19 protein-coding genes are annotated in these 26825 nt (G+C 64.1%); 9 read left to right on the forward strand and 10 right to left on the reverse strand.

Annotation, left to right across the window (positions count from 1 at the left end):
- Window positions 1-896: 896 nt before the first annotated feature.
- From selB to fdnG, 6 genes are all read right to left on the reverse strand, one after another.
- Window positions 897-2801 carry a selenocysteine-specific translation elongation factor gene (selB, locus tag OKW20_RS10260; protein WP_429171960.1) on the reverse strand — a complete coding sequence of 635 codons (1905 nt, stop codon included), beginning with the start codon at window positions 2799-2801 and terminating at the stop codon, window positions 897-899.
- Window positions 2798-4174, reverse strand: coding sequence for an L-seryl-tRNA(Sec) selenium transferase (gene selA, locus OKW20_RS10265; protein WP_429171962.1), 1377 nt, complete (start codon window positions 4172-4174; stop codon window positions 2798-2800). The genes selB and selA overlap by 4 nt, the downstream gene beginning before the upstream one ends.
- Window positions 4174-5085 carry a formate dehydrogenase accessory protein FdhE gene (gene fdhE / locus OKW20_RS10270; protein ID WP_429171964.1) on the reverse strand — a complete coding sequence of 304 codons (912 nt, stop codon included), beginning with the start codon at window positions 5083-5085 and terminating at the stop codon, window positions 4174-4176. Before fdhE ends, selA begins: the two co-directional genes overlap by 1 nt.
- Before the next feature lie 102 nt (window positions 5086-5187).
- Window positions 5188-5877, reverse strand: coding sequence for a formate dehydrogenase subunit gamma (locus OKW20_RS10275; protein ID WP_043623496.1), 690 nt, complete (start codon window positions 5875-5877; stop codon window positions 5188-5190).
- Window positions 5877-6863 carry a formate dehydrogenase subunit beta gene (gene fdxH, locus OKW20_RS10280; protein WP_429171966.1) on the reverse strand — a complete coding sequence of 329 codons (987 nt, stop codon included), beginning with the start codon at window positions 6861-6863 and terminating at the stop codon, window positions 5877-5879. Before fdxH ends, OKW20_RS10275 begins: the two co-directional genes overlap by 1 nt.
- Window positions 6860-9946 (reverse strand): formate dehydrogenase-N subunit alpha, encoded by a 3087-nt coding sequence (fdnG, locus tag OKW20_RS10285; RefSeq protein WP_429171968.1) that lies wholly within the window; start codon window positions 9944-9946, stop codon window positions 6860-6862. The genes fdxH and fdnG overlap by 4 nt, the downstream gene beginning before the upstream one ends.
- Window positions 9947-10141: 195 nt before the next feature.
- Here fdnG and selD point away from each other — a divergent pair, with 195 nt between their 5' ends.
- Window positions 10142-11185, forward strand: coding sequence for a selenide, water dikinase SelD (selD, locus tag OKW20_RS10290; protein WP_429172330.1), 1044 nt, complete (start codon window positions 10142-10144; stop codon window positions 11183-11185).
- A gap of 164 nt (window positions 11186-11349) precedes the next feature.
- On the opposite strand, the gene OKW20_RS10295 is transcribed toward selD, so the two are convergent.
- Window positions 11350-13044, reverse strand: a complete 1695-nt coding sequence (locus OKW20_RS10295; protein ID WP_429171970.1) for an amidohydrolase — start codon at window positions 13042-13044, stop codon at window positions 11350-11352.
- A gap of 417 nt (window positions 13045-13461) precedes the next feature.
- Here OKW20_RS10295 and OKW20_RS10300 point away from each other — a divergent pair, with 417 nt between their 5' ends.
- The 7 genes from OKW20_RS10300 (at window position 13462) to OKW20_RS10330 (ending at window position 22768) form a co-directional block, all read left to right on the forward strand.
- Window positions 13462-14706 (forward strand): acyl-CoA dehydrogenase family protein, encoded by a 1245-nt coding sequence (locus OKW20_RS10300; RefSeq protein ID WP_429171972.1) that lies wholly within the window; start codon window positions 13462-13464, stop codon window positions 14704-14706.
- 38 nt (window positions 14707-14744) lie between these two features.
- A complete protein-coding gene (locus tag OKW20_RS10305) occupies window positions 14745-15497 on the forward strand; it encodes an electron transfer flavoprotein subunit beta/FixA family protein (RefSeq protein ID WP_429171974.1) in 753 nt (250 codons plus the stop codon).
- Window positions 15494-16429 (forward strand): electron transfer flavoprotein subunit alpha/FixB family protein, encoded by a 936-nt coding sequence (locus tag OKW20_RS10310; RefSeq protein ID WP_429171976.1) that lies wholly within the window; start codon window positions 15494-15496, stop codon window positions 16427-16429. The genes OKW20_RS10305 and OKW20_RS10310 overlap by 4 nt, the downstream gene beginning before the upstream one ends.
- A gap of 40 nt (window positions 16430-16469) precedes the next feature.
- The gene (locus OKW20_RS10315; protein ID WP_429171978.1) at window positions 16470-17486 is read left to right on the forward strand and encodes an AraC family transcriptional regulator; all 1017 of its coding nucleotides are present in this window, start codon (window positions 16470-16472) and stop codon (window positions 17484-17486) included.
- A gap of 110 nt (window positions 17487-17596) precedes the next feature.
- Window positions 17597-19099 (forward strand): aldehyde dehydrogenase family protein, encoded by a 1503-nt coding sequence (locus tag OKW20_RS10320; RefSeq protein WP_429171980.1) that lies wholly within the window; start codon window positions 17597-17599, stop codon window positions 19097-19099.
- Window positions 19100-19258: 159 nt separating this feature from the next.
- A complete protein-coding gene (locus tag OKW20_RS10325) occupies window positions 19259-20911 on the forward strand; it encodes an electron transfer flavoprotein-ubiquinone oxidoreductase (protein ID WP_429171982.1) in 1653 nt (550 codons plus the stop codon).
- A 45-nt stretch (window positions 20912-20956) separates the two neighbouring features.
- Entirely contained in the window at window positions 20957-22768 is a 1812-nt protein-coding gene (locus tag OKW20_RS10330) for a phosphoenolpyruvate carboxykinase (GTP) (protein ID WP_429171983.1), read from the forward strand.
- 66 nt (window positions 22769-22834) lie between these two features.
- On the opposite strand, the gene OKW20_RS10335 is transcribed toward OKW20_RS10330, so the two are convergent.
- From OKW20_RS10335 to OKW20_RS10345, 3 genes are all read right to left on the reverse strand, one after another.
- Window positions 22835-23113, reverse strand: a complete 279-nt coding sequence (locus tag OKW20_RS10335; RefSeq protein ID WP_429171985.1) for a GNAT family N-acetyltransferase — start codon at window positions 23111-23113, stop codon at window positions 22835-22837.
- 115 nt (window positions 23114-23228) lie between these two features.
- Entirely contained in the window at window positions 23229-23993 is a 765-nt protein-coding gene (locus OKW20_RS10340; RefSeq protein ID WP_429171987.1) for an SDR family NAD(P)-dependent oxidoreductase, read from the reverse strand.
- Window positions 23994-24218: 225 nt separating this feature from the next.
- A complete protein-coding gene (locus OKW20_RS10345; protein WP_429171988.1) occupies window positions 24219-25259 on the reverse strand; it encodes a LacI family DNA-binding transcriptional regulator in 1041 nt (346 codons plus the stop codon).
- Window positions 25260-25510: 251 nt separating this feature from the next.
- Here OKW20_RS10345 and OKW20_RS10350 point away from each other — a divergent pair, with 251 nt between their 5' ends.
- Window positions 25511-26794, forward strand: coding sequence for an amino acid ABC transporter substrate-binding protein (locus OKW20_RS10350; protein ID WP_429117813.1), 1284 nt, complete (start codon window positions 25511-25513; stop codon window positions 26792-26794).
- Window positions 26795-26825 lie beyond the last annotated feature (31 nt).

Consider the following 26825-nt stretch of genomic DNA (forward strand, 5'->3'; position numbering starts at 1 on the left):
TATTTCTATCCACCTATCCGCTCAACAAACTCGCAACGAGTAGGATGTGAGGCCGCAAGGAGACGGTCGAGCGCCGCGGCTCCTTCCCGTCCACATCGATATGTAGTTCAGTCATCGTCCTGAATCTCAGGGCGCCCGACAATTGGACTCTCATCCGGGGTCGGCAAAACACTGCATCCCACCGGACAATCGTCGCAATCCACTTTCTCTGCCTCACCGCCTCAGCTTTCCGATCTTGATTACGTTACCGCTCATGCTGCCGCATTTTCTGCAACGTATCCGCAGCGCCGGCGCCATGATTGCGGCTTCCCGAAACGCCTTGCCACGTTTTAAGCATTGCCAGATTGCCCCTCACGGTCCGCACATGAACCAAGGGGCCGGCGGCCGACTTCTTCGTCCCGCCTTGCTCCGCGCAGATCGATTGAGATGGCCGGCTTCACGCTTCGCTCAATATTCACGCATGGGAAGGTGCTGTTCGCAGGTGCTCGCCAGTCCGTGGTCCGAGAGGCCATGTCGCCCGTCAGCTTTTGCATTGGCGCGGACCAAACAAGCTCGTGCAGTTCTTCGCGAGTGATAATGCGTTTCCGCTGCTCCACTTAGGATAAAACTCCAACTATCCGTCAGCGGAAAGCTACAGGAGCAAAGATGGACAGATAAATGGCCTCCACCCCTTCGCCCGTCCGACGGAATCGGAGGGGCTCGCTCTGTGCATGACACGAACAACTCTGCTACCACTTTGTTGCCCACTTCGGTAGTGCCGCACAAAATGAGGCATTACAACCTAATATTCAGTCGACGGAAACGCACCACATTCACCTTGAAGATAACGCAAGACGATGGGGCGACTGTCTACAGAATTTGAAGTCCGGCCGTCCCACCGGAGACGATTCCCTTCCTCAGTGCGCAAACAGGTCGCGGCGATGGGGATTTATGCGACGCAAGTCTCCCCTGCGCAAGGTCAGGCCCAGCCGGTCGTAGAAATCGAGGATCTCGATGGCGACCTTGCGGCCGTTGTGCACCCGGTCGCGGAAGGCGGGGGCGGTGAACCAGCCGTCGTCCGCCTGCGCCGCCACCTCGAGTACGATGGCTGCCATCTCCTCCACGACGGCGCGGGCGAAGAAATGGTCATGCGCGATCTCGTGGGTCTGCCCGAGCCTTTGGGCGAGTTTCAGTACGCGCCTTATGTCGCGCTCATCCGCACTGAGAAGGGCTGTGAAGTCGCGAACGCGCGGCGGCCGGAAGCGGTTGTCGTCGACGAGATGCGGATGGATCCGCTGCCACAGGTCTTCGTCCGCCGGCGACAGCCGGACCGCGTGGCTTGGCAGCCGCAGGAAGGCGCCGTCGAGCACGATGCGACCGGCAGCCGCTTCGTCTTTGAGGAACGCGAGGAAGCTTGCCGTCGGCAGGCGTGGTTTGAGCAGGAGCCGCAGCCGCTCGCGGCCGATGCCGGCAAGCTCGGGGTTTTCAGCGTGGAAGGCTGCGAGTGTGTCGGTCAGGCTCGCCCGCAGGCCGTCAATCGCTGCGGACGATAGCGCATGGTCGCCGATGGTTTTTGCTCCGGCGGCAAGCAGAAGCCTGGGAAGCGCGTCGTCGCCCAGGCCACGGTCGCGTAGGAAGGCCGCAAGCGCGATCGGTGCGAGATCGGACAGGGCCGAAAGAGCCGCCGCCGGGTCCGCGTTGCCGGAGGCGGCAAGGAGGGCCTGGCGCTCCGGCGTGCCGCGCTTTCGCGCCGGCGGGCGCAGGTCGAGAAAGCGGCCGCCGCCGATCGTCCGGCTGGCCGAGGTGTCGCGCAGGATGAAGCGGTCGCCGATGGTCGCGGCGATCGGACGGTCGAGGACCAGTTGCACCAGGCCCTCCATCCCGGGATCGAGAGGATCGGCAAGCGGCACGATCCGCGCGCCGACTTCCGTCGCGTGGCTGTGCAGGCGTACGGGAAACCAGGTGCCGATCGGCTTGGCCTCCGAGGCAAGCACGCGGACCTCCGCGTCGATCCGGTCCGTCGGGGCGTGCAGCGCCGGAGCGAGGATGACGTCGCCACGCCGGATCGCGTCCTTCGTCACCCGTTCGCCGGCAAGGTTCAGCGCACAGCGTTGGCCGGCGAGCCCCTCCGATGCTTTCCGGTTCTGCGCATGGATGCCGCGGATGCGGGCCGTCAGGCCGGATGGGCTGACGATGACCGTATCGTCGAGCGTTGCACGCCCGCCGAGCACCATGCCGGTCACCACGGTACCGGCGCCTGAGAGCGTGAAACTGCGGTCGACGGCAAAGCGCAGCAGGCCGGCATCGCTCCGCGCGGCGGTCTCCGCTTCGGCGGCGGCGAGCCCTGCGCGCAGGGTTTCGATACCTTCGCCGGTGAGCGCGGAGACGGCAAGGATCGGCGCCTTCGCGAGACCGGTGCCGGCGAGCGTTGCCTGGATCTCCGCGGTCACTTCCGCGCGCCGCTCCGGCCCGGCGAGATCGGCCTTGGTGAGCGCGACGATGCCTCTGGTGATACCGAGCAGGTCGAGGATGGCGAGATGTTCACGGGTCTGCGGCATGACGCCGTCGTCGGCTGCGACCACCAGCAGCGCGAAGTCGATGCCGCCGGCGCCGGCAAGCATGGTGTGGATCAGCCGCTCGTGACCGGGAACATCGACGAAGCCGGTAACCGTGCCGCTGCCGAGGTCGGCATAGGCAAAGCCAAGATCTATGGTGATGCCGCGGGCTTTCTCCTCGGCAAGGCGGTCGGCGTCCGTGCCGGTCAGAGCCTTCACCAGCGCCGTCTTGCCGTGGTCGATATGCCCTGCCGTTCCGACGATCATAGCGCCGCCAGGGCCTCGATGAGCGCCGCATCCACCTCGAGGCAGCGCAGGTCGAGGATCAGCGCGCCGTCGCGGATATGGCCGATTACGGGCAGGGGGAGTGCGCGTAGTCGTGCGGATAGCCGTTCCGGCGCGTCGCCGCCGCTGCCTGTCAGCCGCAGTCCGGCGCTCGGGATCGTATCGACTGGCAGCGCGCCGGAGCCGACCTGGCTCTGGCAGGCGCAGGTTGCTGCCGAATAGCCGTGCGGCTTGAGCAGCGCATCGATTGCCGGAGCAAGACGGGCCGCCTGTGCGGCGATGTCGGTTTCCGGCCGGGAGAGGAAGCGCAGCGTCGGCAGCCGCGCCTTCAGCCGGTCGGGATCGCGATAGAGCTTCAACGTCGCTTCCAGCGCGGCGATGCGGATCTTGTCGAGACGAACAGCGCGTTTCAGCGGATTGCGATTGATCGCGGCAATCAGATCGCGCCGGCCGACAATGAGGCCCGCCTGCGGCCCGCCGAGCAGCTTGTCGCCCGAAAACGTGACGAGATCCGCGCCCTCGGCGACCGCTTCCGCCACCGTCGGCTCGCGTCGGAGGCCGAAGGTGGAGAGATCGACGAGCGAGCCCGAGCCGAGGTCGTTCAAGAGCGGCACACCAGCCTTGCGGGCAATCTCGGCCAGTCTTGGCGCCGGCACCTCGGCGGTAAAACCCTCGATCCGGTAGTTGGACGTGTGGACCTTGAGGATGACGCCGGTCTCGGGGCGGATAGCCCCCTCATAGTCGCGTGGATGGGTGCGGTTGGTGGTGCCGACCTCCACCAGTTTCGCGCCGGCGCGGGCCATGATGTCGGGCATGCGGAAGGCGCCGCCGATTTCGATCAGTTCGCCGCGCGAGACGATCGCCTCGCGGCCGTCGGCCAGCGTATTGAGCGCGATCAGCACGGCTGCGGCATTGTTGTTGACGATGGTGGCGTCTTCGGCGCCGGTGAGTTCGCAGAGCAGGCCGCGCAGATGGTCGTCGCGCTGGCCGCGCCCGCCGCCGTCAAGGTCGAACTCCAGCGCCAGCGGGTTGGCCATCGCGGCGCTCGCAGCGCGCACGGCTTCTTCGGCCAGGATGGCGCGGCCGAGATTGGTGTGCAGCACCGTGCCCGTGAGGTTGATGAGCGGGCGAAGGGCGGAGCGGGCGGCGATCGCCAACTCCTCGGCGACGCGGCGCGGCAGGTCGGCCGCAAGCGCTGCCCCATCCTCGCCCGCACGGATTTTCTCCCGCGCGATCTCGAGCCGGGCGCGGACGGCGGTGACGACGGCAAGGCGGCCATGTTCTTCCGCCAGCGCCAGTCCCTCTGGCGAGGTCAGCATCTGGTCGACCGAGGGAAGCACGCGAAAATCCGGCATCAATACCCTGCGAGATAGGGGTTGAAGCCGCGGCGGCGAAAGGCGGTCTCCTTCATCAGGATGTCGAGACCGAGGCTGCCGACATCGTCGGCGATCGGCTCCAGGCTTGGGTTTTTCACCTGGTAGAAGATCTTCACCCAGGAATGGCATTCCCGGCAGGTCTCGGCCTTCACCGTCGCCTCCGAGGTCTCAACCGAACGATAGCTGATGCCCTTGGTCGAGCCGCAACAGAGGCACTTCACCCGCACCTCATTCCATTGCGTGGCGCAGCAGGCGCAGGCGGCATAACGCACGTTCTCGACGCCCTGCGTGCCCACGACCGACGACGTTGCCGGCCGGCCGCCGCAGGCGGGACAGACGCCGAGGCCGACAGGGACGAGCGCTTCCGGATCGAGCGTAGCGGCGAGCCGCGCCATGTGCACCTGTACCGCGGTTGCGACGAAGAGGTGGGGAGCGGCACTGTCGTCCGGAACCTGATCCGACAGGATGTTGGTAAGCAACCAGCGCCGGTCACTGTCCTCGGCAGCGCGCACCGCATCGAGCGCCAGGCGCGCGGGGTCGGGCATGGAAATCTCGACAGCACCGTCGAGAAGCGCATCGAGCGTCGCCGAAAGGTCGGGGTCATCGATAAGCGCCAGTCGGTCGATCGGCGGCATTTCAGTGCGCGCAGCCTCGGCGACGCGCGCCGATGTCGGCGCGGTTACGGGCGGAAGGGTTACTGCCAAGCGAGCCTGGAGTTTGGAGAGCGCCGCAAGAAAGGTGAGGTAGGGCGCAAGCGCGTTGCTTTCGGCGAGAAACGCGAAGCGGCGTGCTCGCGTCTGGAACAGTTTGACCGGCTCGGGCAGGAAGGCCAGCGGCGGTGTCGGCACGCCGCCGATGAGGGAGGGATCGGGTTGTATGTCTTCAGCCATCGCATCTCCGGTGATCCGACGGAGACGCCGGATCATGCAGCATTCACGGTGCTACAGCGACCGTTGCGCGCCCGACAGGACGCGCGGCGCTGTAGGAGATGTTCACTTTGACGGGTCGGAGCCCTGACGTCCAGCCAGTTCGCGCAGCCATTTGCGATGATGGCGAAAGGCCCAGCCTCCGGTGACGGTGCCGCGGGTCATCGCCCGGATCGTGCCGCGCGTCCAGATCGCGGCATAGACATGGACGATGAAGATCAGGATCGTGAAAAGCGCCGCCAGCGCATGCACCGCGACGGCGATGCGGCGAACGGGAATGGAAACGAGATCGGGAAAGTACTGCTCCCAGATCATGATCCCGGTCGTCACAAGCACGACGATCAGGCCGGACATGCCCCAGAAAACCATCTTCTGGCCGGCGTTGTACTTGCCGAGTTCAGGCAGGCTTTCTTCGTTGCCCTGGAGAAGGTCGCCGAACTTGCGGCTCCATTCCACATCCTCGCGCCGCGGCAGATTGAGCTTCCACATCTGCGCAAACAGAAGGAGGAAGCTTGCGACGAGGACAAGTCCGACGATCGGATGCAGCCACCGCGTCGTCTGCCCGCCGCCGAAAAGGCCGGTCAGGAAAAACAGCGACGGATGAAAGAAGGAAAGGCCGGAGATCAGAAGCACGATCATGCAGGCGGCGGTGACCCAATGGTTGAGACGGGTATAGCCGCGATATCGATTGACGGTGACCGGGTGCTTCGTCTCGATCCTGTCGCCGGGGGCCGAATAGATGCGTTTGTCAGCCATCACGCCTCCCTGCCGCCTTGCGGGCGGTTGCGATCCTCGACGAGTTCCTCAGCCTCCCCTTCCTCATGGGCGGTCACCTCGTTCGGCCGGGCGAAGATGCCGTGCAGCACGGCACCGGCGGCTGCAAGCCCGGCAACGGCGAGGCCGACGGTCTTCGCCGGACCCTTCCAGCCGCGCACCACCGGCGAAATCTGCGGATCTTCCGGCAGCCCGGAATAGAGCGACGGCTGATCGGCATGGTGCAGCACATACATCACATGCGTGCCGCCGACGCCTTGCGGGTCGTAGAGGCCGGCATGGTCGTAGCCGCGTGACTTCAGGTCCTCGACGCGTTCGTTGGCGAGTTCGACCATGTCTTCCTTCGTGCCGAAGGTGATCGCCTTGGTCGGGCAGGCCTTGGCGCAGGCCGGTCCCTGGCCGACAGCGACACGGTCGGAGCAGAGGGTGCATTTCTTCGATACATGCGCGGTTTTGGAGATGCGCGGAATGTTGAAGGGACAGCCGGCGATGCAATAGCCGCAGCCGATGCAGTTGTCGGAGATGAAATCGACGATGCCGTTGGAATATTGCACGATGGCGCCCGGCGCCGGGCAGGCCTTGAGGCAGCCCGGATCGGCACAGTGCATGCAGCCGTCCTTGCGGATCAGCCATTCGAACTCGTTGGTAACGGGGTTCTCGTATTCGGTGAACCGCATCAGCGTGAACATATCCGCCGTCAGGTCGTGCGGGTTCTCGTAGACGCCGACATTTTCCTCCAGGTCCGGATGCGTGTCGTTCCATTCGATGCAGGCGGACTGGCAGGCCTTGCAGCCGATGCATTTCGACACGTCGATCAGCTTGGCGACGGGGGTCAGCTGTCGTTCGGGTGCCGGCACGTCGCTGGTTGCCGACGCCTTGATGACATCGCTCGGCAACAGGTTCGACGCCAACGGCTGCAGCGGCGGGTTGGCGGCGGCCGTTACCGGTTCCGGTGCGCGTTCGCTCATGCCGAAGCTCCTTCTTCCGCCGCCGGTTCGATATTGACCAGGAAGGCCTTGAACTCCGGCGTGTCGATATTGGCGTCGCCGACGAAGGGCGTGAGGCTGTTCGGGCCGAAGCCCTTGCGGGCCGCACCCATGAAGCCCCAGTGCAAGGGAATGCCGACCACATGGACCGGCTTGCCGTTACAGATCAGCGGGCGAATACGCTTCGTTACCACCGCCTTCGCCCAGACCTCGCCGCGCGCGCTCCACACGCGCACCCGCCCGCCCTTGGTGATGCCGCGTTCAGCCGCCAGCTCCTCGCTGATTTCCACGAAGAACTCCGGCTGCAGCACGGCGTTGACGCGGCTGTGCTTGGTCCAGAAGTGGAAGTGCTCGGTGAGGCGGTAGGACGTGGCAACGAAGGGGAAGTCGGTGCTCGTGCCCAGCTGTTGCAGGTCGCCTGGGAAGATGCGCGCGACGGGATTGCCGCGAAGCTTGGCGTTGAACGGATTTTCGACCGGGCTTTCGAACGGCTCCATATGCGTGGGGAAGGGGCCGTCCCGCATCAGTTTGCGGGCAAAGAGACGGGCGGTTCCCTCGGCCGTCATGATGAACGGCATCACGGTCTCCGGCTTTGCCGTCACTGCGATGTCGGGCACGTCGAAGCCGGCCCAACGCTCGCCGTTCCATTCGATCAGTTTGCGCGCCGGATCCCAGGGCTTGCCCTCTAGGTCGCAGGAGGCACGATTGTAGAGGATGCGTCGATTGGCCGGCCAGGCGAAGGTCCATTTGAGGAAGGTGCCGACATCGCCCGGATCGCTGTTGTCGCGCCGGGCCATCATGTTGCCTTCCTCCGTCCAGGAGCCGGTATAGATCCAGCAGCCCGACATGGTGGAGCCGTCGTCACGCATCACGCCGAAGTTGGGCAAAAGCTTGCCGGCCTCGACCAACACCTTCGTCGGATCGGTCGGATCGTAGAGCGTTTGCAGCGCCCGTCCGTTCATCTCCTGGGCAAGTTCGGCCGGTTCCGGCTCGTACGGGTCCTTGTAGTCCCAGGCGAGGTTCAGGATCGGCTCGGGACAGACCCCGCCTTCCTTCAGGTAGAGGTCGCGCACCCGCAGGAAGATGTTTGCAAGGATCCAGGTGTCGTGCTTGGCATCGCCCGGCGGCGTCGCACCCGGCCAATGCCATTGCAGCCACCGGCCCGAATTGACGGTGGCGCCCTCGTCCTCGGCAAAGCAGGTCGCGGGGAGTTGCAGCACCTCCGTCATGATCTTTGAAGGATCGACGTCGTTGTAGATGCCGTGGTTTTCCCAGAAATGCGCCGTCTCGGTCTGCAGCGGGTCGATGGTGACGAGCAGCTTCAGCTTCGACAGACCCTCGGTCAGCTTTGCCCTGTTGGGGAAGGACAGCAGCGGGTTGAAGCCCTGGCAGAAGTAGAGGTTCACTTCGCCGCGGCTCATCATGTCGAACATCCGGAGGATGTCGTAGTAGGGCACATCGAGCTTCGGCAGCCAGTCGAAGCCCCAGTCGTTTTCCTTGGTCGCAGCGCTGCCCCACATGGCCTTCAGGAAGCTGACCATGAATTTGGGCGTGTTCTGCCAGTAGCTCGTCTGGCCGGGAACGAGCGGCTTGTTGCCGCGCGTCGACATGTAGGTCGTGTAGTCCGTCTCCTTCTCGGTCGCGAGGTTCATGTAGCCCGGCAGGGAGTTGGACAGCAGGCCTATGTCGGTCAGGCCCTGGATATTGGAGTGGCCGCGAAGCGCGTTTACCCCGCCGCCCGGCAAGCCGACATTGCCCAGGATCAGCTGCAGCATCGCCATGCCGCGGATGTTCTGGGCGCCTTTCGAATGCTGCGTCCAGCCGAGCGCGTAGAGCGAGGTCATCACCTTGTCGCGGGCGGAGGTCGCGCCGATCATCTCCAGGATCTTCAGGTAGCGATCCTTGGGCGTGCCGCAGATGTTTTCGACAAACTCCGGCGTGTAGGCTGCGACATGCTGCTTCAGGAGGTTCCAGACGCAGCGCGGGTCTGACAGGGTCGGATCGGTTTTCACCGTGCCGTCCTCGTTCAGCTGGTAGTCCCAAGCGGTGCGGTCGTAGTCGCGTTTCTCCTCGTCGTAGCCGTTGAAGAGGCCATCGACCCAGCCGAAGCCTTCATTCACCAGGTAGGTGGCGTTGGTGTAGTTCTTTACATAGTCCCACTGCACCTTGTCGTTTTCGATGCAGTAGCGGATCGCGCCCATCAGGAAGGCGATGTCGGAGCCGGGTCGGATCGGGGCATAGACGTCGGCAACCGATGCCGTGCGGTTGAAGCGCGGATCGACGACGATCAGCCGGGCGCCGCGATAGTGCTTGGCTTCCGTCACCCATTTGAAGCCGCAGGGATGGGCTTCCGCCGCGTTGCCACCCATGACGATGACGAGGTCGGTGTTCTTGATGTCGGTCCAGGCGTTCGTCATTGCGCCGCGGCCAAATGTTGGAGCCAAACTGGCTACCGTGGGGCCGTGTCAGACGCGTGCCTGGTTGTCGAAGCCGACGACGCCCATGGACCGGACGGTCTTGTAGGTCAGCCATCCCGTCTCGTTGGTGCCGCCCGAGGCCGCCAGGAAGCCCATCGTCGTCCAGCGGTTGACGGTGACGCCGGCCGCATTCTTCTCGATGAAGTTCTTGTCGCGGTCGTCCTTGATCGCGCGGGCGATCTTGTCGAAGGCATCTTCCCAGGAGATGTCCTGCCAGGTGTCGGCACCAGGAGCGCGGTGACGCGGCTTCGTGGCGCGGGTCTCGGACTTCACGAAGTCCTTGAGCGCCGCGCCCTTGGGACAGAGCGTTCCGCGGTTGGTCGGATGATCGGCATCCCCCTCGATATGGATGAGTTCCGCCTTCTCGCCGGCGGAAAGGTCACCCTTCGAATACATCAGGATGCCGCAGGCGACCGAACAGTAGGTGCAGACGTTGCGGGTTTCGGTGGTGCTTGCGAGCTTGAAGGCGCGCACATGGGCGGCAGTTGCCGCCTCGGCCGCACCAAAGCCCATGGCCCCGATCGTGGTGGCTGCCGCACCTGCGCCGGCGAGTTTCAGGAAACTGCGGCGGGAAAGATCGATGTTCATTGGAGGTCCTCTTCCATGCGTATCGGTCTTGAAACGAATGGTCGAGCCTCAGAGCCGGCGTGTCAAGGCCGATTTGATCGGCTTTTGTCACGAAAAGTCATGGCCTTGCCGGAAATGATCGGTCATGATCGCGTCCGTGGTCGGCAAGGCCGCCATCGATACCATTGCATCGAGGGAGTTCTGATCGTGAGCAGCCTGCCCGCCTCCGAGCCTCGCCTGACCTCGCTTGCCCATGGCGGCGGCTGCGGCTGCAAGATCGCGCCGGGCGTGCTGCAGGAAATCTTGCGGGGGCGCGTCCAGCTGCCGGTGCCGCCGGAGCTGCTGGTCGGCATCGAAACCTCTGACGATGCGGCGGTCTATCGCCTCAACGACCGTCAGGCGGTGGTCGCCACCACGGACTTCTTCATGCCCATCGTTGACGATCCCCACGATTTCGGCCGGATCGCCGCGACCAATGCCATCAGCGACATCTATGCCATGGGCGGCACGCCGATCTTTGCGCTGGCGCTGGTCGGCATGCCGGTCAACGTGCTGTCGACGGAGACCATTGGCGCCATCCTCGACGGCGGGGCGGTGGCCTGTCGGGCGGCCGGCATTCCGATCGCCGGCGGCCACACGATCGATTCCGTCGAGCCGATCTACGGTCTCGTCGCGATCGGGCTCGTCGATCCGGCCCATCTCAAGCGCAACAGCGGAGCCGAGCCGGGTGACGTGCTGATCCTCGGCAAGCCGCTCGGCGTCGGCATCTTTTCCGCGGCGTTGAAAAAGGGCGCGCTCGATGAAGCCGGCTATGCCCGCATGCTTGATAGCACCACCCGCCTCAACGCGGCCGGGCCCGATCTCGCGCGGCTTCCCGGCGTCCATGCCATGACCGACGTGACGGGCTTTGGCCTTGCCGGCCACGCGCTCGAAATGGCGCGTGGATCGAACTGCCAGGTCCGGATCGACTGGTCCGCCGTTCCCCTTCTGGAGGGTGCTTTCGATCTCGCTGCCGCCGGTTTCGCCACCGGCGCCTCCGGGCGGAACTGGGCAAGCTACGGGCAGGACGTGACCTTTGTGCGCGAGATGGGCGCGATCGACAAGGCGCTGCTTTGCGATCCGCAGACGAGCGGCGGCTTGCTCGTCGCCTGTGACCGGTCGTCCGCGCAGGCGGTGCTCGGCCTCTTCGGCAAGCACGGCTTTGGCGCAGCGGTGATCGGGGAAACGGTGGCCGGCCCGGCGGGACTGGTGGTCGCTTAGGCTCTTGGTCTCACCCGGCGACTGTCGAGTCTGGCCCAATACCTCGCGTCGAACACGGTGGCTGCAACGCCTTTCGCCGGGACGCGTTACTCCCGGCGATGATCGCTATGTTGCGGCCGGGTTGCCTTGACAACAGGCCGTGACGGCTGCCCCTCTGTCCCCCGCTATTGCCCGGCGGACCGGAGGGTGCCGGCATCGTATACGACCTTGCCGCCGAGCAGGGTCAACACCGATCGGATGGTATCGATCTCGTCGACCGGCATCGTCATGTAAGGCTTGTCGAGCACGGCGAGATCGGCGAGCTTGCCTTCGGAAAGCGTGCCGCGATCCTTTTCGGCAAAGCCGATCCATGCGGCATTGCGGGTGTAAAGCCTGAGCGCCTCTTCGCGCGTCAGCAACTGGTCGCTCGCCTTCTGCACAGTGCCTCCCAGCGAACGCCCCGTCAGGTGGTATTCTATCGCCTGCCAGACGCCGGCGACGCCGATGCGCGTGGAGTCGGTGCCGCCTGCCACCAGCAGCCCCTTGTCGATGGCAAGGCGTGTCGGCGGCGAAAGGGCCGCGATATCGGCGCCGTTGGCGTCGGCGATCGCCGCTCCCTCGAAATAGGGACCCATCTGGACGGTGTAGGCGAGGCCCATCTTCCGCATCCGGTCGAGGGTCCGCTCCGATCCGGTGTTGAGGTGCGCGATCGACCACCGGAGGTCGTTGAGCGGATGTGTCTTGTGCACCTCCTCGAAAACGTCGAGGATCGCGCTCGCGGCATCATCGGTATAGGCGTGGATCTCGACGGGGATGCGCCGTTCCGCAGCAAACTGTGCGACTTTCAGGAGTTCGTCGCGGGCTTCCTTGGGCGGCGCAAAGCCCGGCCCCATCTGCACGCCGTCGTTCATCGCAAAAACCAGGGATTCGCCAAGCCCGAGGAAGCTCAGCGTGCCGTCGTCGTGGACGGCGGGACGGAACGACATGATCTCGCGGAACCATTCGGCTTCCTTGCCGGGGTGGGCCGCCGGAATGCGGTAGCCGGCCCTCAGAGTCAGACCGCCTTCGTCGCGAAGCGCAAAGAACGGTTCGTAGCCGGCCGCCGGCCCTGCGGAGGGGTCGATGAAGCCGGTAACCCCGACCGCATTGAGATGCGAGAAGAACACCTTGAGGTTCGCCTTGCGCTCTTCCTCCCCAATCGCGCTGAGTTGTCCGAAGAGCACGTTGAACGAGCCGATGTTGCCGAAGAGCTTGCCCGTCGCACGGCTCTCACCGTTGCGCTCGATCCTGACGCCGGGCGGCAGTTTCGGTTCGGCGCTGTCGAGCGCGAGCAGCTCGATCCCCTTGGTGTTCACGAGCGCGTAGTCATAGAGATATTGCACATAGGCCGGGGTATCCGGCAGAGCCTTGTCGAGGTCGGCAAGCTCGGGCGGACGGCGCTCGGCGAACTGGTCCGGATGCCAGGAGCCGACGACCGCGACCCACTGGTCCCTGGCGCGATCGCGCGCCGCAGTCTTCAAGGCTTCGAGCGCACTCGCAAGGCTCGTTTCGTCATGCCAGTAGGTCTCGAAAGGATAGGTCTGGCCGCCGCGGATCGCGTGGATATGCGTGTCGACGAGACCGGGAATGACCGTGCGGCCGCCAAGGTCGAGCACCTCGGTGTCAGGCTGCACCAGCTTTGCGATGTCTTCGTCGCTGCCGACCGCCACGATGCGGCCATTGGCAATGGCAAGCGCTTCCGCCGCCGGCCAGGCCTCGTCCATGGTGACGATCGTGCCGTTTCTGAGCACGAGGTCGGGGCGATCGTTTGCCAGGGACGGTTGCGTGAAAACGGCAAGCTGCGCCGCGGCGAGGCAGAAGGTCGAAAACCGGCGGATCAAGGCACTCTCCTCAACAGGATCGGTGAAACAAACTGGCGGAGGTCGCGGGTGTTCGCGTTGCTTTCTCCGGCAGCTGCGGCGTCGGATGTGGCCGAGCCGTCATCGCCACGCCTGAGATAGCGGGCTGAAAAGAGATACGGACGCTACAAACCGGCGGTAGGCACCGAATTCGAGCCATAGTGTCTTAAAAATAGGACAAGGAGTTTGGCACGTGCCGATTGAGACTGCGATGGGATGGGGAGCCGTTGAGGCAAAGGCCGACGCTCAATTGCTTCCCAGGCGCGCAGAAAGTCCACGTCGAATTGGACGATAGTCCACCAAAAGAGCACACTCGAACCTCATCTCCACGGGAACGGCAAGCTACCAATCTGTCGGCAGGATGAGGAACCCGCCAGATCAGAACCAAGGGAGCGAGAAATGATCCACGCCGATGACGGCTCACTGTCCCAGGAACAGCGAATGATGCGCGACAGCTGCCGCGCCTTCGTCGACGACGCGGTGACGCCTTTCATTCGATCGAACTGGCAGCGCGAATGGGACATGAGCCCGGGCGAGCGGCTGCCGCGCTCGATCCTGGAGGGTGCCGAAACGATCGGCGTCCGCACGCTCGGCGTGCCGGAAGCCTATGGCGGCGTCGACCTGGAGCGCGAGACGGAGGTCAGGACCTTCGCGCTGATCTCCGAAGAAATCGCTCGCGGCGACTCCGGCCTTGCCGACAAGCTGGTGCAGAACTGGAAGGTCTCGATCCTCCTGCGCGAATTCGCGCCGAAGCACCTGCAGGACAAGTGGTTCCCGCGTCTTCTGGCGGACCCGCAGTTCCTGCTGGCCCATTGCCTGACCGAGCCGCGCGGCGCTTCCGATCGCTGGCTGCCCTACAATGTGCCCGAGGCGGCGATGCACACGAAGGCCGTGCTCAAGGACGGGCACTGGGTGATCAACGGCCGCAAGCAGTTCATCTCGAACGGCTTCGATGCGAGCCTCTATGTCGTCTATGCCAATACGGACTCCTCCGTTGGCATGCTGCAGGGAACTTCGAGTTTCCTCGTGCCCCGCGACACGCCCGGCCTGACGGTGACGAAGTGCAACGAGACCATGGGCTGCCGTTTCATGAACAACGGCGAACTGGTGTTCGAGGACTGCCAGGTGCCGGCCGATCACCTTCTCGTCCAGAACACCGCCCTTGGCAGCGCCGGGCAGTATTTCCGGGCCGGCAAGATTATCCAGGCGGCCAAGAACCTCGGCGTCGGCGTCGCCTGCTTCGAGCGCACGGCCGACTATGTCCAGAACTACGTGCAGGGTGGGCGTATTCTCATCAAGCACCAGGCCGTGGCCCTGCGGCTTGCCGACATGGCGACGCGGATCGAGGCGGTGCGCGCCCTGATCGAGCGGGCGTCGAGGGCCGTCGACGAGGGCCATCCGGACATGGATGTTCTCTGCAACATGGCCAAGGTCTACGCCTCGGAAGAGATCATGAAGGTCGCGACCCACGCGCTGGAACTGCATGGCGGCAACGGCGCGATGCTGGAGTTCGGCATCGAGAAGCTGTTCCGCGACGCGGCGATCTTCCTGCACATGGACGCGACCGTCGATGTCAGCCGGATGAAGATTATCAAGACCATGTTCCCGGCGACCGCCGGCAAATACGCGGGCCCTGAGAACTAGGGCCTGCCGGAGGGAATGGCGGGCTCGGGAGGACGAAGATGAAGATACTGGTCGCGATAAAGCGCGTTGCCGATCCGAACGTGAAGGTGAGGCTACGGTCCGATGGCAGCGGTCTCGACCTCGCCGCGGTCAAGATGACGATGAACCCGTTCGACGAGATCGCGGTCGAAGAGGCGGTCCGCCTCAAGGAGGCGGGCATCGCCTCCGAGGTGGTCGTCGTTTCTGTCGGCCCCGAAAAGGCGACGGAGACATTGCGCACCGCACTGGCGATGGGGGCCGATCGCGGCCTCCTCGTCAGGACGGAGGCGACGACCGAGCCGCTGGCGGTTGCCAAGGTGCTCAGCGCCGTCGCCGGTGAAGAACAGCCGGCCCTGATCCTTCTTGGCAAACAGGCCGTCGACGACGATTGCAACCAGACCGGACAGATGCTGGCGGCCAAACTCGGTTGGCCGCAGGCGACCTTTGCCTCGCAGCTCACCGTCGACGGCGACCGCGCCACCATCATTCGCGAGATCGATGGCGGATCGCAGACGATTGCGCTTGCGCTACCGGCGATCGTCACGGCGGATTTGCGCCTCAACGAACCACGCTACGCGTCGCTACCGAACATCATGAAGGCCAAGAAGAAGCCTTTGGAAGAAAAGCAGCCCTCGGACTACGGACTGGTCATCGAGGAGCGCCTGGAGGTCGTTCGCCTCGAAGAGCCGCCGACACGGGCCGCCGGCATGAAGGTGAAATCGGTGGCGGAGCTTGTCGAACGACTGAAAACGGAAGCGGGAGTGCTGGCATGAGCGTGCTTGTCTTGGCCGAACACGGCAATGCGCAACTGGACGAGGCAACGGCAAGGGCGGTCAGCGCCGCCCTTTGCCTCGGCAACGACATCCATGTGCTTGTCGCGGGAAAAGGGTGTCACGACGTGGGGCCGGCTGCCGCCTGTCTCGAAGGCATCTCCAGGGTGCTGGTCGCGGAGGGGGGAAGCCTTGCCAACCAGCTTGCCGAGCCGCTTGCCGAGCTGATTGTCGCCCTGTCTGGAAACTACGATGCCATCGTCGCGGCATCCACCTCGACCGGCAAGAACGTGATGCCGCGCGTCGCGGCGCTGCTCGACGTCATGCAGATCTCGGACGTGATCGCGATCGACGGCCCCGACCTGTTTCGCCGTCCGATCTATGCCGGCAACATCGTGCAGACCGTGCGCTCGAAAGACCCGAAACGCGTCCTCACGATCCGGGCGTCGGCATTCCGAGCCGTGGGTCAGGGAGAGGCGAGGCCGATCGAGACCGTTGACGTTACCCCAGGCGCCTCCCGGTCGACGTTTGTCGCCAATGCTGTCGCAGTTTCGGAGCGGCCGGAGCTGACCTCGGCGCGTATCGTCGTGTCCGGCGGGCGCGGCATGGGCTCGGCCGACAATTTCGAGACGGTGCTTGCGCCGCTCGCCGACACGCTGGGGGCGGCACTGGGCGCAAGCCGCGCGGCCGTTGACGCCGGCTATGTGTCGAACGACCTTCAGGTCGGCCAGACCGGCAAGATCGTCGCGCCCGACCTCTACATCGCTTGCGGCATTTCCGGCGCGATCCAGCATCTGGCGGGGATGAAGGATTCGAAGGTGATCGTCGCGATCAACAAGGACGCGGAAGCGCCGATCTTCCAGGTGGCCGACTACGGTCTCGTCGCCGATCTCTTCGAGGCCGTTCCCGAATTGAAGGGTACGCTCGCGACTTGAAGCAAGCGGCGTCGGCACTGAGGCAAACGGGGAGGACGGGATGGCAAGGATAGACGGGCAGCCGGGCGATGATCCGGATCACGATGGTGACGACACCCTGTCGGCGCCCTTTCGTTCCTACGCGCTCGAACGGGCCGACGCGCCCCGTTTCCACATTCGCCTCGTCGAAAAGACCCAGAGGCTCTATCCAGCCCATAAGCACGACTATTTCCAGATCGTCTATTTCATGAGCGAGGGGCCGACGGCGCGGGTCGGTCTCAAATCCTACAAGCCGCAGCCGGGCTCGGTCTATTTCATCGCACCGATGACGCCGCATCAGATGCGGTTCAGCAGCGCGTCGCGGTCCGTCGTCATCTACTTCGATCTCGACTTCCTGCGGCCGGGCATCACGCGCTCCTATCCGATACAGGAACTGGTGCGCATCGCGCCTGAACTCACGCCGTTTGCCTGGCAGGGGCATATCGACTTCAACCTCGACGAAGCCGAGGCGGCACGCGTCGAGGAGGCTTGCCGGGAGATGATCCTGGAACATGCCGAGGACCGGATCTGCACCGGGGAGATCATTCGCGCCGAACTGACGCTGATGCTCGGCAGGATTTGCCGGGCCTATGAGGATCGTTTCGACGAACTGTCGCCGGTGCTGCCGGCGATCGGCCGGGACAGCGGACACATGCGCCGGATCTCCGATTTCATCGCCGAGAACTACCTGCGCTCGCCGACGCTCGATCAGGCGGCCGCGTATGCCAGGCTTTCCCGCAGCCGCCTCTGCGCGCTGTTGCGGCAGCACACGGGCACCAGCTTCAACGCGCTTATCCGTGAGATGCGCATCGATGACGCGCGCGAACGCCTGGTGCTGACCGACGAGCCGATCGGCCAGATCGCCTATGCCGTCGGCTACAACGACGAGAAGTATTTCCTGCGGGCGTTTCGAAAGTCGGTGGGAATGACGCCGACGGCCTATCGGGCGAAACGGCTGAGCGACCTCGCCGTACCCGCGACGACGCGGCGCGGCCTCGGCGCACAGGCTCCGGGCCTGATGCCAAGGAGCAGGAGCTAGGCGGATCACACGAACCCAGTCGGACAACGGGATTGTCCGACGGACAGAGGAAAGTCCGACCGGGATGCGGTCCGGCATATGCGGTTGATTGCAACATGGGAGGAGTAGCAATGCTTAAGAATGTCGAGGATCAGGCGCGGGCGCCACTGCGGATGTCCGGCCTGTTCGTGGGTGGTGAATTTCTGGACGACGGCAGCGCCACCACGTTCAGCGTCGAGGAGCCGGCGACCGGCGCGACGATCGCGCATGTGACCAATGCATCGGAGGCCGACGTCGACCAGGCCGTCAGAAGTGCGCGCGGCGCCTTCCAGGCCTGGCGCGACCGCTCCCCGCGCGAGCGCGGCCAGATCCTGCGGGAGGTCGCCGCACATATCCGCAAGCACGTGGACGAACTGGCCGAGATCGAGGCGCGCGAAGTGGGCAAGCCCCGTCGCGATGCGCTCCGCTTCGACGTGTCGTTCTGCCATGCCTGCTTCGACTATTTCGGCGGTCTCGCCGATACGATCCACGGAGAGATCCTCGATCAGGGACCGATCGAGGCGCGCATCAACTACGAGCCCTACGGCGTGGTGGCCGCGATCCTGCCTTTCAACTGGCCGCCGATCCACTTTTCCAAGAAGTGCGCGCCGGCACTCGCTGCCGGCAACACCGTCGTCATCAAGCCGGGGGAACAGGCGCCCTTGACCGTGCTGCGCCTCGTCGAACTCGCCAACGAGATCCTGCCGCCGGGCGTTCTCAACGCGGTCGCCGGCATGGCCTCCGGCCCGGCACTTGCCTCCCATCCGCTGGTCGAGCGCATCACCTTCACCGGGTCGACGATGACAGGCCGGCGCGTGCTGCAGTCGGCCGCGCAGAACCTCACCTATGCCACGATGGAACTGGGTGGAAAGAACGCGCTGATCGTGCTGCCCGATGCCGATCTCGACGTCGCGATCAGCGTCGCGCTCGAAGGCATGTTCTACAATCAGGGCGAAGCCTGCACATCGACGTCGCGCATCCTGGTGCACGATAGAATCCATGACGAGTTCCTGGAGCGGTTCGCACGGGCGACCGAGAAGCTGGTCGTCGGCGACGGGCTTGATCCGGCGACCGATATCGGCGCCATGGTCGATGCGAAACACCGCGACAAGGTTCTCGGCTACCTCGATATCGCGATGAAGGAGGGAGCCCGCCTGGTAACCCAGGGCAAGCTGCCGACCGACCAGCGCTTGAAGGACGGCTACTGGGTCGCGCCGACGGTTCTGGCCGACGTCACGCCCGACATGACCCCGGCGCGCGAGGAGATGTTCGGCCCGATCGCCAGCATCATGCGGTTCTCGACCGAGGAAGAAGCGATCCGCATCGCCAATGACAGCGAATACGGCCTGACGGCGGCGATCTGCACGACCGACGAGGCGCATGCCGGTAAGATCGCAGCCAAGCTCGAAGCGGGCATGATCTTCATCAACAACTACATGCGCCGCGCATTCCTCGGCTCGCCCTTCGGCGGTCAGAAGGGAAGCGGCTTCGGCCGGGAAAATGCGGCGGAAACGCTGCGCGAATTCACGCGCTCGAAGAACGTCCGGTTTCCGTCGGGCCGTGGCACCATCCCGACCTGGCCACCGAAGGACTGAGTTCGCCCTGAGCCGGTATTGAACCAGACATCCAGCACGGTGACGACGCAGCGTTTATTGCTCGTCGCCGTGCGAACCAACGGTCTCCGGCGAGGGGCGGTCGTCGCGTTCCGCGCGGCGCACGCTCTCTGTCGCGCCGGCAATTGATAGGCGGGTTGCATGCAGGTGGTTGAACGCGAGAGCATGGAGTTCGACGTTGTGATCGTGGGTGCGGGACCGGCGGGTCTTGCGGCGGCGATCCGGCTGAAGCAGGTCAATCCGGAGCTTTCGGTGGTCGTGCTCGAAAAGGGCGCCGAGGTCGGCGCGCATATTCTGTCGGGTGCCGTCGTCGATCCGATCGGCATCGATAGGCTGCTGCCCGACTGGCGTAAGGACGCCGACCATCCGTTCAAGACCGAAGTGAAGGATGACCACTTCCTGTTCTTAGGACCCGCCGGCTCGATCCGCCTGCCGAACTTTTTGATGCCGCCGTTGATGAACAATCATGGCAACTACATCGTCTCGCTTGGCAACGTCTGTCGCTGGCTGGCGACAAAGGCGGAAGAACTCGGCGTCGAGATCTATCCGGGCTTTGCCGCAACCGAAGTGCTTTACAACGACGAGGGTGCCGTCATTGGTGTGGCCACTGGCGACATGGGCATCGAGAGGAACGGCGAGCCGGGACCGAACTTCGCCCGCGGCATGGCGCTCTTGGGCAAATACACGCTGATCGGCGAGGGCGTGCGCGGCTCGCTCGCCAAGCAGCTGATCGCCAAGTTCGATCTCTCCAGGGATAGCGATGTCCAGAAGTTCGGCATTGGCCTCAAGGAACTCTGGCAGGTGAAGCCGGAAAACCATCGTCCGGGCCTGGTGCAGCACTCCTTCGGCTGGCCGCTCGGCATGAAGACCGGTGGCGGCTCGTTCCTCTATCACCTCGAAGACAACATGGTCGCCGTCGGCTTCGTCGTGCACCTCAATTACAAGAACCCCTATCTCTTCCCGTTCGAGGAGTTCCAGCGCTTCAAGACGCATCCGGCGATCCGCGGCACGTTTGAGGGCGGCAAGCGGCTGTCCTATGGCGCGCGTGCGATCACCGAGGGCGGCTACCAGTCGGTGCCGAAGCTCTCCTTCCCCGGCGGCGCGCTGATCGGCTGTTCGGCCGGCCTCGTCAACGTGCCGCGCATCAAGGGCAGCCACAACGCGGTGCTTTCGGGCATTCTTGCCGCGGAAAAACTGGCGGCGGCGATCGAAGCGGGTCGGGCCAATGACGAGCCGATCGAGATCGAGCGCGGCTGGCGCGACAGCGCCATCGGCCAGGATCTGAAGCGGGTGAGGAACGTCAAGCCGCTGTGGTCGAAGTTCGGCACGGCGATCGGCGTTGGGCTCGGTGGTCTCGACATGTGGACCAACCAGCTGTTCGGCTTCTCCTTCTTCGGCACGCTGAAGCATGGCAAGACCGATGCGCAGTCACTCGAGCCGGCCGCCCAGCACCAGAAGATCGACTATCCGAAGCCGGACGGTGTCTTAACCTTCGATCGGCTGTCCTCGGTGTTCCTGTCGAACACCAACCACGAGGAGGATCAGCCGGTCCATCTCCAGGTGAAGGACATGGATCTGCAGAAGCGCTCCGAGCATGACGTCTATGCCGGCCCGTCGACGCGCTACTGTCCGGCCGGGGTCTACGAGTGGGTGGAGAAGGACGGAAAAGACGTCTTCGTCATCAACGCGCAGAACTGCGTGCACTGCAAGACCTGCGACATCAAGGACCCGAACCAGAACATCAACTGGGTGCCGCCCCAAGGCGGCGAAGGCCCGGTCTATCCGAACATGTAAGGGCGCTTCCGCCCTCTTCATTGGTGCCAAGTGAGAGACGTATCCATGCAAGAGCCGAATGCCGTAACCAACCCCGCACTCAACCAGTGGATCGACGATGTCCGAACCCTGTGCGAACCGGATCAGGTCCATGTCTGCGACGGCAGCGATGCGGAGTATCGACGTCTCTGCAAGACCCTTGTCGCCGCCGGCACCTTTATCCCGTTGAACGAAACGAAGCGCCCGAACTCGTTCCTCTGCCGCTCCGATCCTGGCGATGTCGCCCGGCTCGAACAACGCACTTTCGTGTGCACGGCCGACCGGGACGACGCAGGCCCGACCAACAATTGGGCCGATCCGGCCAGCATGCGCGCCGATCTTTCGCGGCTGTTCAAAGGATCGATGCGCGGGCGCACCATGTATGTGATCCCGTTCGCCATGGGAAAACCCGGCTCCGACCTCTCGATGATCGGGGTCCAGATCACCGATTCCGCCTATGTGGCGGTCAGCATGAAGCTGATGGCGCATATCGGTCTGCCTGTCCTTCGCGCGCTTGGCGCGGGCGAATTCGTGCGCTGCCTGCACTCGGTCGGGGCGCCGCTTGCGCCCGCTGATCGCGATGTGCCGTGGCCCTGCAACGCGGAACACAAATACATCGTGAGTTTCCAGGACGACGGCTCGATCGCATCCTTCGGTTCCGGCTATGGCGGCAATGCGCTTCTTGGCAAGAAGTGCCTGGCGTTGCGGACCGCCTCGCTGAAGGGCCGACAGGAGGGGTGGCTTGCCGAGCACATGCTGATTATGGACGTGGAGGATCCCGCCGGCAGAAGCACCTACGTCGCCGCCGCCTTTCCGTCCGCCTGCGGTAAGACCAATTTCGCCATGCTTCTGCCGCCCGAGGCCTTTGCGGACTGGAAGGTCAAGACCGTCGGCGACGACATCGCCTGGATCCGGCCGGATGGGGACGGCAGGCTGCGGGCCATCAACCCGGAGGCCGGCTTTTTCGGGGTTGCTCCGGGCACCAACGAGAAGACCAATCCCAACATGATGGCGGCGATCGCGCGCGATACCATCTTCACCAATTGCGCGCTCACGCCCGATGGCGACGTCTGGTGGGAGGGGTTGACGGAGGAGGCGCCGCCGGCGCTGGTGGATTGGCGCGGGCTCGACTGGACGCCTGAGGCCGGTCGCCCGGCCGCGCATCCGAACGCCCGCTTCACCGTTTCGCGCGACCGCTGCCCGAGCATGGATCCATCGGCCGCGGACCCCGCCGGGGTGCCGATCTCGGCCTTCATCTTTGGCGGGCGGCTCTCCCACACCTTTCCGCTCGTCTTTGAGGCAAGGAACTGGCGCGAGGGCGTCTACTGGGCGGCAACGCTCGGGTCTGAAGCGACAGCGGCGGCCGAAAACCAGGCCGCCACCCGGCGCGATCCCTTCGCGATGCTGCCCTTCTGCGGCTACAACATGGCCGATTACTTTGCGCACTGGCTGTCTCTCGGCGACCGGCTTGTGAACGCACCGGCGATCTTCCGCGTCAACTGGTTCCGGCGAGACGCGGACGGCACATTTCTCTGGCCGGGCTTCCGGCAAAACATGCGCGTGCTCAAATGGATCGTTGAGAGGACGGAGAACACCGGCGGCGGAGACGCCGCGTCGATCGGCCTTGTGCCGGGTTACGAAGACCTCGACTGGGATGGCCTCGACTGCGACCGCGAAACCTTCGACGCGCTGATGAAGATCGATCCCGTCGAAGTCGCCAAGGAGCTGCAGAGCCACGACGCCTTGCTGCAGTCCTTCGGCCAACGATTGCCGCCAGAGCTTTCCGCCACCCGTCGCGCCTTGCTCGATGGATTGGGTGGGGCGGCGCCTCAAAGCTGAGTGCCCTGGCTCTGCCCGTTAGTCAGTTAGGCGCCCACGGCCACCGCTGTGGCGGCTGTGCCGTGCTCAGCCGTCGAGCAGGGCCACGTATTCGGGGTGTTTGGCGGCAAAGGCGGCCATGAAGGGACACTTGGCGATGACGCGCGCGTTTTGCGCGCGCAGGATGTCGAAGACACCAGTAGCAAGCCGCGTGCCGATCCCTTGTCCCGACAGGGCCTGCGGTACTTCCGTGTGCGTGAGGACGACACGGCCGTCCTCCAGTCGATAGTAGGCGACGGCTATCTCGTCGCCGATCGGCAGTTCAAATCGGGAATCCTGCCTGTTGTCGATGACCTGTTCGACCATTTCGATGCTTACCTTCCCGCAACCGTTATCTGATGTCGTGGCTGTGCCCTGGACTATAGGAGGAACGATCCATCCGCGCGACCACTCTGTCGCGCGAATGCGCAGTTCTACGGTCTCAGAGCGCCCGGCCGCCATCTACCTGGATGATGTGGCCGGTTGAGAAACCGAGCAGCGTTGCGCTCGCTAGGATGGCGGCGGCGATGTCGTCGACTTCGCCGATGCGGCCGAGCGGGGTCGAGGCCGCGACCTTCTCGTTGAAGTCCGAGCCGCGCCCGGGAACGAATTGCGTGTCGACGACACCAGGAGAAATCGCAAGCACCCGGATCTCCGGTGCGAGAACGCGGGCGAGCGCCTTGGTCATCACGTCGATGCCGGCCTTGGCGGCGCAATAGGCGATGTTAGACCCGACGCCGGTGAAGGCGGCGATCGACGAGATGGAGACGACGAGCCCGTCGCCGGACTTCTTCAGAAGCGGCGCGAAGGCGCGGATCGCTGCGAACTGGCTACGCCAGTTCACCTTGAAGATATCGTCGATCAGCTCGTCCGTCAGCGCGTCGAGATCCCGGTGGGCGATGGGCTTGGTGAAGCCTGCGGCATTGACCAGCACATCGAGCTTGCCGAATTTCTGTTCGATGGTGCGGGCAAGGTCGCCAAGGGCGTTGGAATTCGTGATGTCGACGGCATATCGGGCATGACGTTCTGCGTTCGCAAGCGAAGAAATTACCGCGTCCGCGCTTGTGGCCCCCTGTTCGCCCGGCATGTGCGTGACGAGCACGGTCGCTCCGGCGTCTGCAAACAGCCGCCCTGTCGCCGCGCCGATCGCGCCGTTTCCGCCGATGACGAGAACTGTCTTTCCAACCAAGGACCGCGGATACGCCATAAGTTCCTCCCTCTTGACGTGATGTCTTTCGACCGGCGGAAGCGTCCGTCCGGCAATTTGACGATTGATCGATGCGACTTTAAGGCAATCGATTGCATGAAACAATAGGCAAACGATTGCATGAATGCGACTGACGAACGCCCGCACAGGCAGGTTCGCAGGGGAAAGCGATCCGAGAGGCGGCCGAAGCCGCCGAACCCTGATGAATTTTCGGCTAGGGGACTGTCAGCGCTTCTGCGCTGCCACCGGGCCGGTGCTTTCGCGCTCCAGCAGTTCCACCGGCAGCACGGTTTCGAGCGGGATGTCGTCGTCCGCGCCGGCGTGCATCAGCCGCAGCAGGATCGACGCAGCGGTGATGCCCGCATCATATTGCTGAATGCGGACGGTCGTGAGCCTTGGGCGCGCCAGTTGCAGGAACGGCATGTCGTTGAAGCCGCTGACGGAAATGTCCGACGGACAGTCGAGGCCGTTTTCCCGCAAGACGTCGATGCAGCCAAGCGCAAGGCGGTCGTTTGCGCAGAGCACGGCGGTGAAATTGTGTCCGGATGCCAGCAGCTCGCGCGTGCAGCGGGCGCCTTCGTCCTCGTCAAAGCGCATGGCGGTGACGATGAGCTGCGGGTCTATGTCGATCGACATTCTCTCGGCGGCATTGCGAAAGGCGGCCAGGCGCAATTGCCCGGTCGACAGATCCTGCGGCCCGGCGAGATGCGCGATCTGCCGATGGCCGAGCTTGGTCAAGTGACGCAGCATTTCGCAGATGCCCATGTCCTCGTCATTGATGACATAGGGGATGTTGGAATTCTCGACGCGCCGGTTCAGCGTTACCACCGACAGGCCGTCCTGGGCGGCCTTGGCGATCGAGGGGTCGCTTCTGAGCACCGCCGCATGGATGAGACCGTCGACACCCCGGTCGCGCAACACTTCGAGAAGGCGAACCTCGCGCTCGCGCTCGCTGTCGGTATTGACGATGATCGACGCATAGCCGAGCGGTTCGAGAACGCTTTCGATCCCTCGGAGGATCGGCGGGAAAATCGGATTGGTGATATCCGGAATGACGACGCCGACCGTCATCGTGCGGTTGGTGCGAAGCCCGAAGGCGATGCGGTTGGGACGATAGTCCAGGCGTTCGGCTGCCGCCTGGATCTTCGCCACGACCTCTGGCGTGATGCTCTTCCGCTCGGTCGGGTCAAGGGCGCGCGATACGGTCGACACATGGACGCCGGTCGCGCGCGCAATGTCCTTCAGCGTGGTTCGTTTCTTCTGCATGTGTCACCTCTCGCCTCCATTTAAAATCTTGCAAGAGGTTTTGCAATCGTTCGCATAGATGCTTGACAAAGCGCAAACGCTGCGCATAATCGCCGATGTGCAATCGTTTGCATATTCAGTTTGCGGCAGGGCAGTTGAGGAGCTGGCCTGCTGTCGATCGAACAGTGCGCAAGTGACGTCCGGTGTGGCCGGGCGATTTGTTTTTCGCTTTAATGCAAACGATTGCGCGCAAATGTCTGGGAGGAGACAAAATGGGAATCAATCGGCTGATCGCGGCAGCAACCATCAGTGTGCTTTCGGCAAGCACCGTTGCGAGCGCTGCGGAAACAATAAGGATCGGCGCATCGCTGCCGATCACCGGTGGCCTTTCGGTCAGCGGCGAGAAACATAAGCGGGGCTACGAGCTCTGCAACAAGCTCATCAATGAAGCGGGCGGTATTCTCGGCAAGCAGGTGGAGCTGATCGTCAGTGACAATCGCTCCGATCCCGCGACGGCGATCAACCAGTACGAACGCTTCATCAATGTCGACAAGGTCGATGCCGTCTACGGCACCTTCTCGAGCCGCCTGACCTTTCCGGTCGGCAACGTTCTGTCCAAGTACAACATGGTTCACCCGGTTCCCTCGGGCGGGGCGCTGCGGATCTATGCCCAGGGCTACAAGAACCTCTTCTATTTCCAGGTCAACGCCGCCGAGTACACCGGCAAGGACGTGATCGGTCTCCTGAAGGAGATCAAGGATCCGGCGGATGCGCCGAAGACCGTCGCCGTCGTCCATGCCGACGACTTCTTCGCCAATGCGATTGCCACGGGCCTTCTCGGCCAGAAGGTGATCGATCCGGCGAACGACAAGGAAATCGCCGACCTCGCGCCCGGTTACTTCAAGGAAGCCGGCATCGAGGTGGTGATGGAGGAGAAGTGGCCCGAAGAAGGCTTCAACGACTGGCTGAACCTTGCCAATTCGATCAAGCGCTCCGGCGCTGAAATGATCGTCGGCCTGACGGCCTCGGCCGAAGAGGCGGTCCAGCTTATGCGCGCACTCAAGACCGTCGGCGCATCGGCAAAGCTCGTCTATCTCAGCCAGGGCGCGCAGACGGAGTTCATCGAGGGTGTCGGCAACGACGCGGCCGATGGCGTCGTCATCCACACCACCTGGCACAAGGATGTTCCGTTCAAGAGCACGCTTGCCGGAAAGCCCTTCGACAACGCCGATTTCGTCAAGGCGTTCGAAGCCGAATATGGCGTCGAGCCGGATGAGGACAGCGCCATCCCCTTCGCCGTCTGCCAGGGCATCGAGCAGGCGATGGTCGGCGCCGGCAGCACGGACAATGCCAAGATGGGCGAGTGGCTGCACGCCCGCACCAAGGAACAGCCTGTCCAGACCGTGCTCGGCGATTTCAGCTGGGACGATCTCGGCCTGCCCGTCGACAAGTCGCACATCATGACCCAGTGGCAGGACGGCAAGCTGACCTTCGTCTACCCGACCGGCCAGTTCGAGGGCATCGTGCCCTTCCGCTATCCCAAGTCTGGTTTCTGACCCTTTGCAAGGCAGGGGAGGGTGTTTCGTC

Origin of the sequence: Ensifer sp. LBL (assembly GCF_050435225.1) — a bacterium.
Taxonomy (GTDB): Bacteria; Pseudomonadota; Alphaproteobacteria; order Rhizobiales; family Rhizobiaceae; genus Ensifer.

Coding starts and splice junctions, on each gene's coding strand:
- selB (WP_429171960.1), bottom strand. CDS start 2,801: ATGATCGTCGGAACGGCAGGGCATATCGACCACGGCAAGACGGCGCTG.
- selA (WP_429171962.1), bottom strand. CDS start 4,174: ATGCCGGATTTTCGCGTGCTTCCCTCGGTCGACCAGATGCTGACCTCG.
- fdhE (WP_429171964.1), bottom strand. CDS start 5,085: ATGGCTGAAGACATACAACCCGATCCCTCCCTCATCGGCGGCGTGCCG.
- OKW20_RS10275 (WP_043623496.1), bottom strand. CDS start 5,877: ATGGCTGACAAACGCATCTATTCGGCCCCCGGCGACAGGATCGAGACG.
- fdxH (WP_429171966.1), bottom strand. CDS start 6,863: ATGAGCGAACGCGCACCGGAACCGGTAACGGCCGCCGCCAACCCGCCG.
- OKW20_RS10300 (WP_429171972.1), top strand. CDS start 13,462: ATGATCCACGCCGATGACGGCTCACTGTCCCAGGAACAGCGAATGATG.
- OKW20_RS10305 (WP_429171974.1), top strand. CDS start 14,745: ATGAAGATACTGGTCGCGATAAAGCGCGTTGCCGATCCGAACGTGAAG.
- OKW20_RS10310 (WP_429171976.1), top strand. CDS start 15,494: ATGAGCGTGCTTGTCTTGGCCGAACACGGCAATGCGCAACTGGACGAG.
- OKW20_RS10315 (WP_429171978.1), top strand. CDS start 16,470: ATGGCAAGGATAGACGGGCAGCCGGGCGATGATCCGGATCACGATGGT.
- OKW20_RS10320 (WP_429171980.1), top strand. CDS start 17,597: ATGCTTAAGAATGTCGAGGATCAGGCGCGGGCGCCACTGCGGATGTCC.
- OKW20_RS10325 (WP_429171982.1), top strand. CDS start 19,259: ATGCAGGTGGTTGAACGCGAGAGCATGGAGTTCGACGTTGTGATCGTG.
- OKW20_RS10330 (WP_429171983.1), top strand. CDS start 20,957: ATGCAAGAGCCGAATGCCGTAACCAACCCCGCACTCAACCAGTGGATC.
- OKW20_RS10335 (WP_429171985.1), bottom strand. CDS start 23,113: ATGGTCGAACAGGTCATCGACAACAGGCAGGATTCCCGATTTGAACTG.
- OKW20_RS10340 (WP_429171987.1), bottom strand. CDS start 23,993: ATGGCGTATCCGCGGTCCTTGGTTGGAAAGACAGTTCTCGTCATCGGC.
- OKW20_RS10345 (WP_429171988.1), bottom strand. CDS start 25,259: ATGCAGAAGAAACGAACCACGCTGAAGGACATTGCGCGCGCGACCGGC.
- OKW20_RS10350 (WP_429117813.1), top strand. CDS start 25,511: ATGGGAATCAATCGGCTGATCGCGGCAGCAACCATCAGTGTGCTTTCG.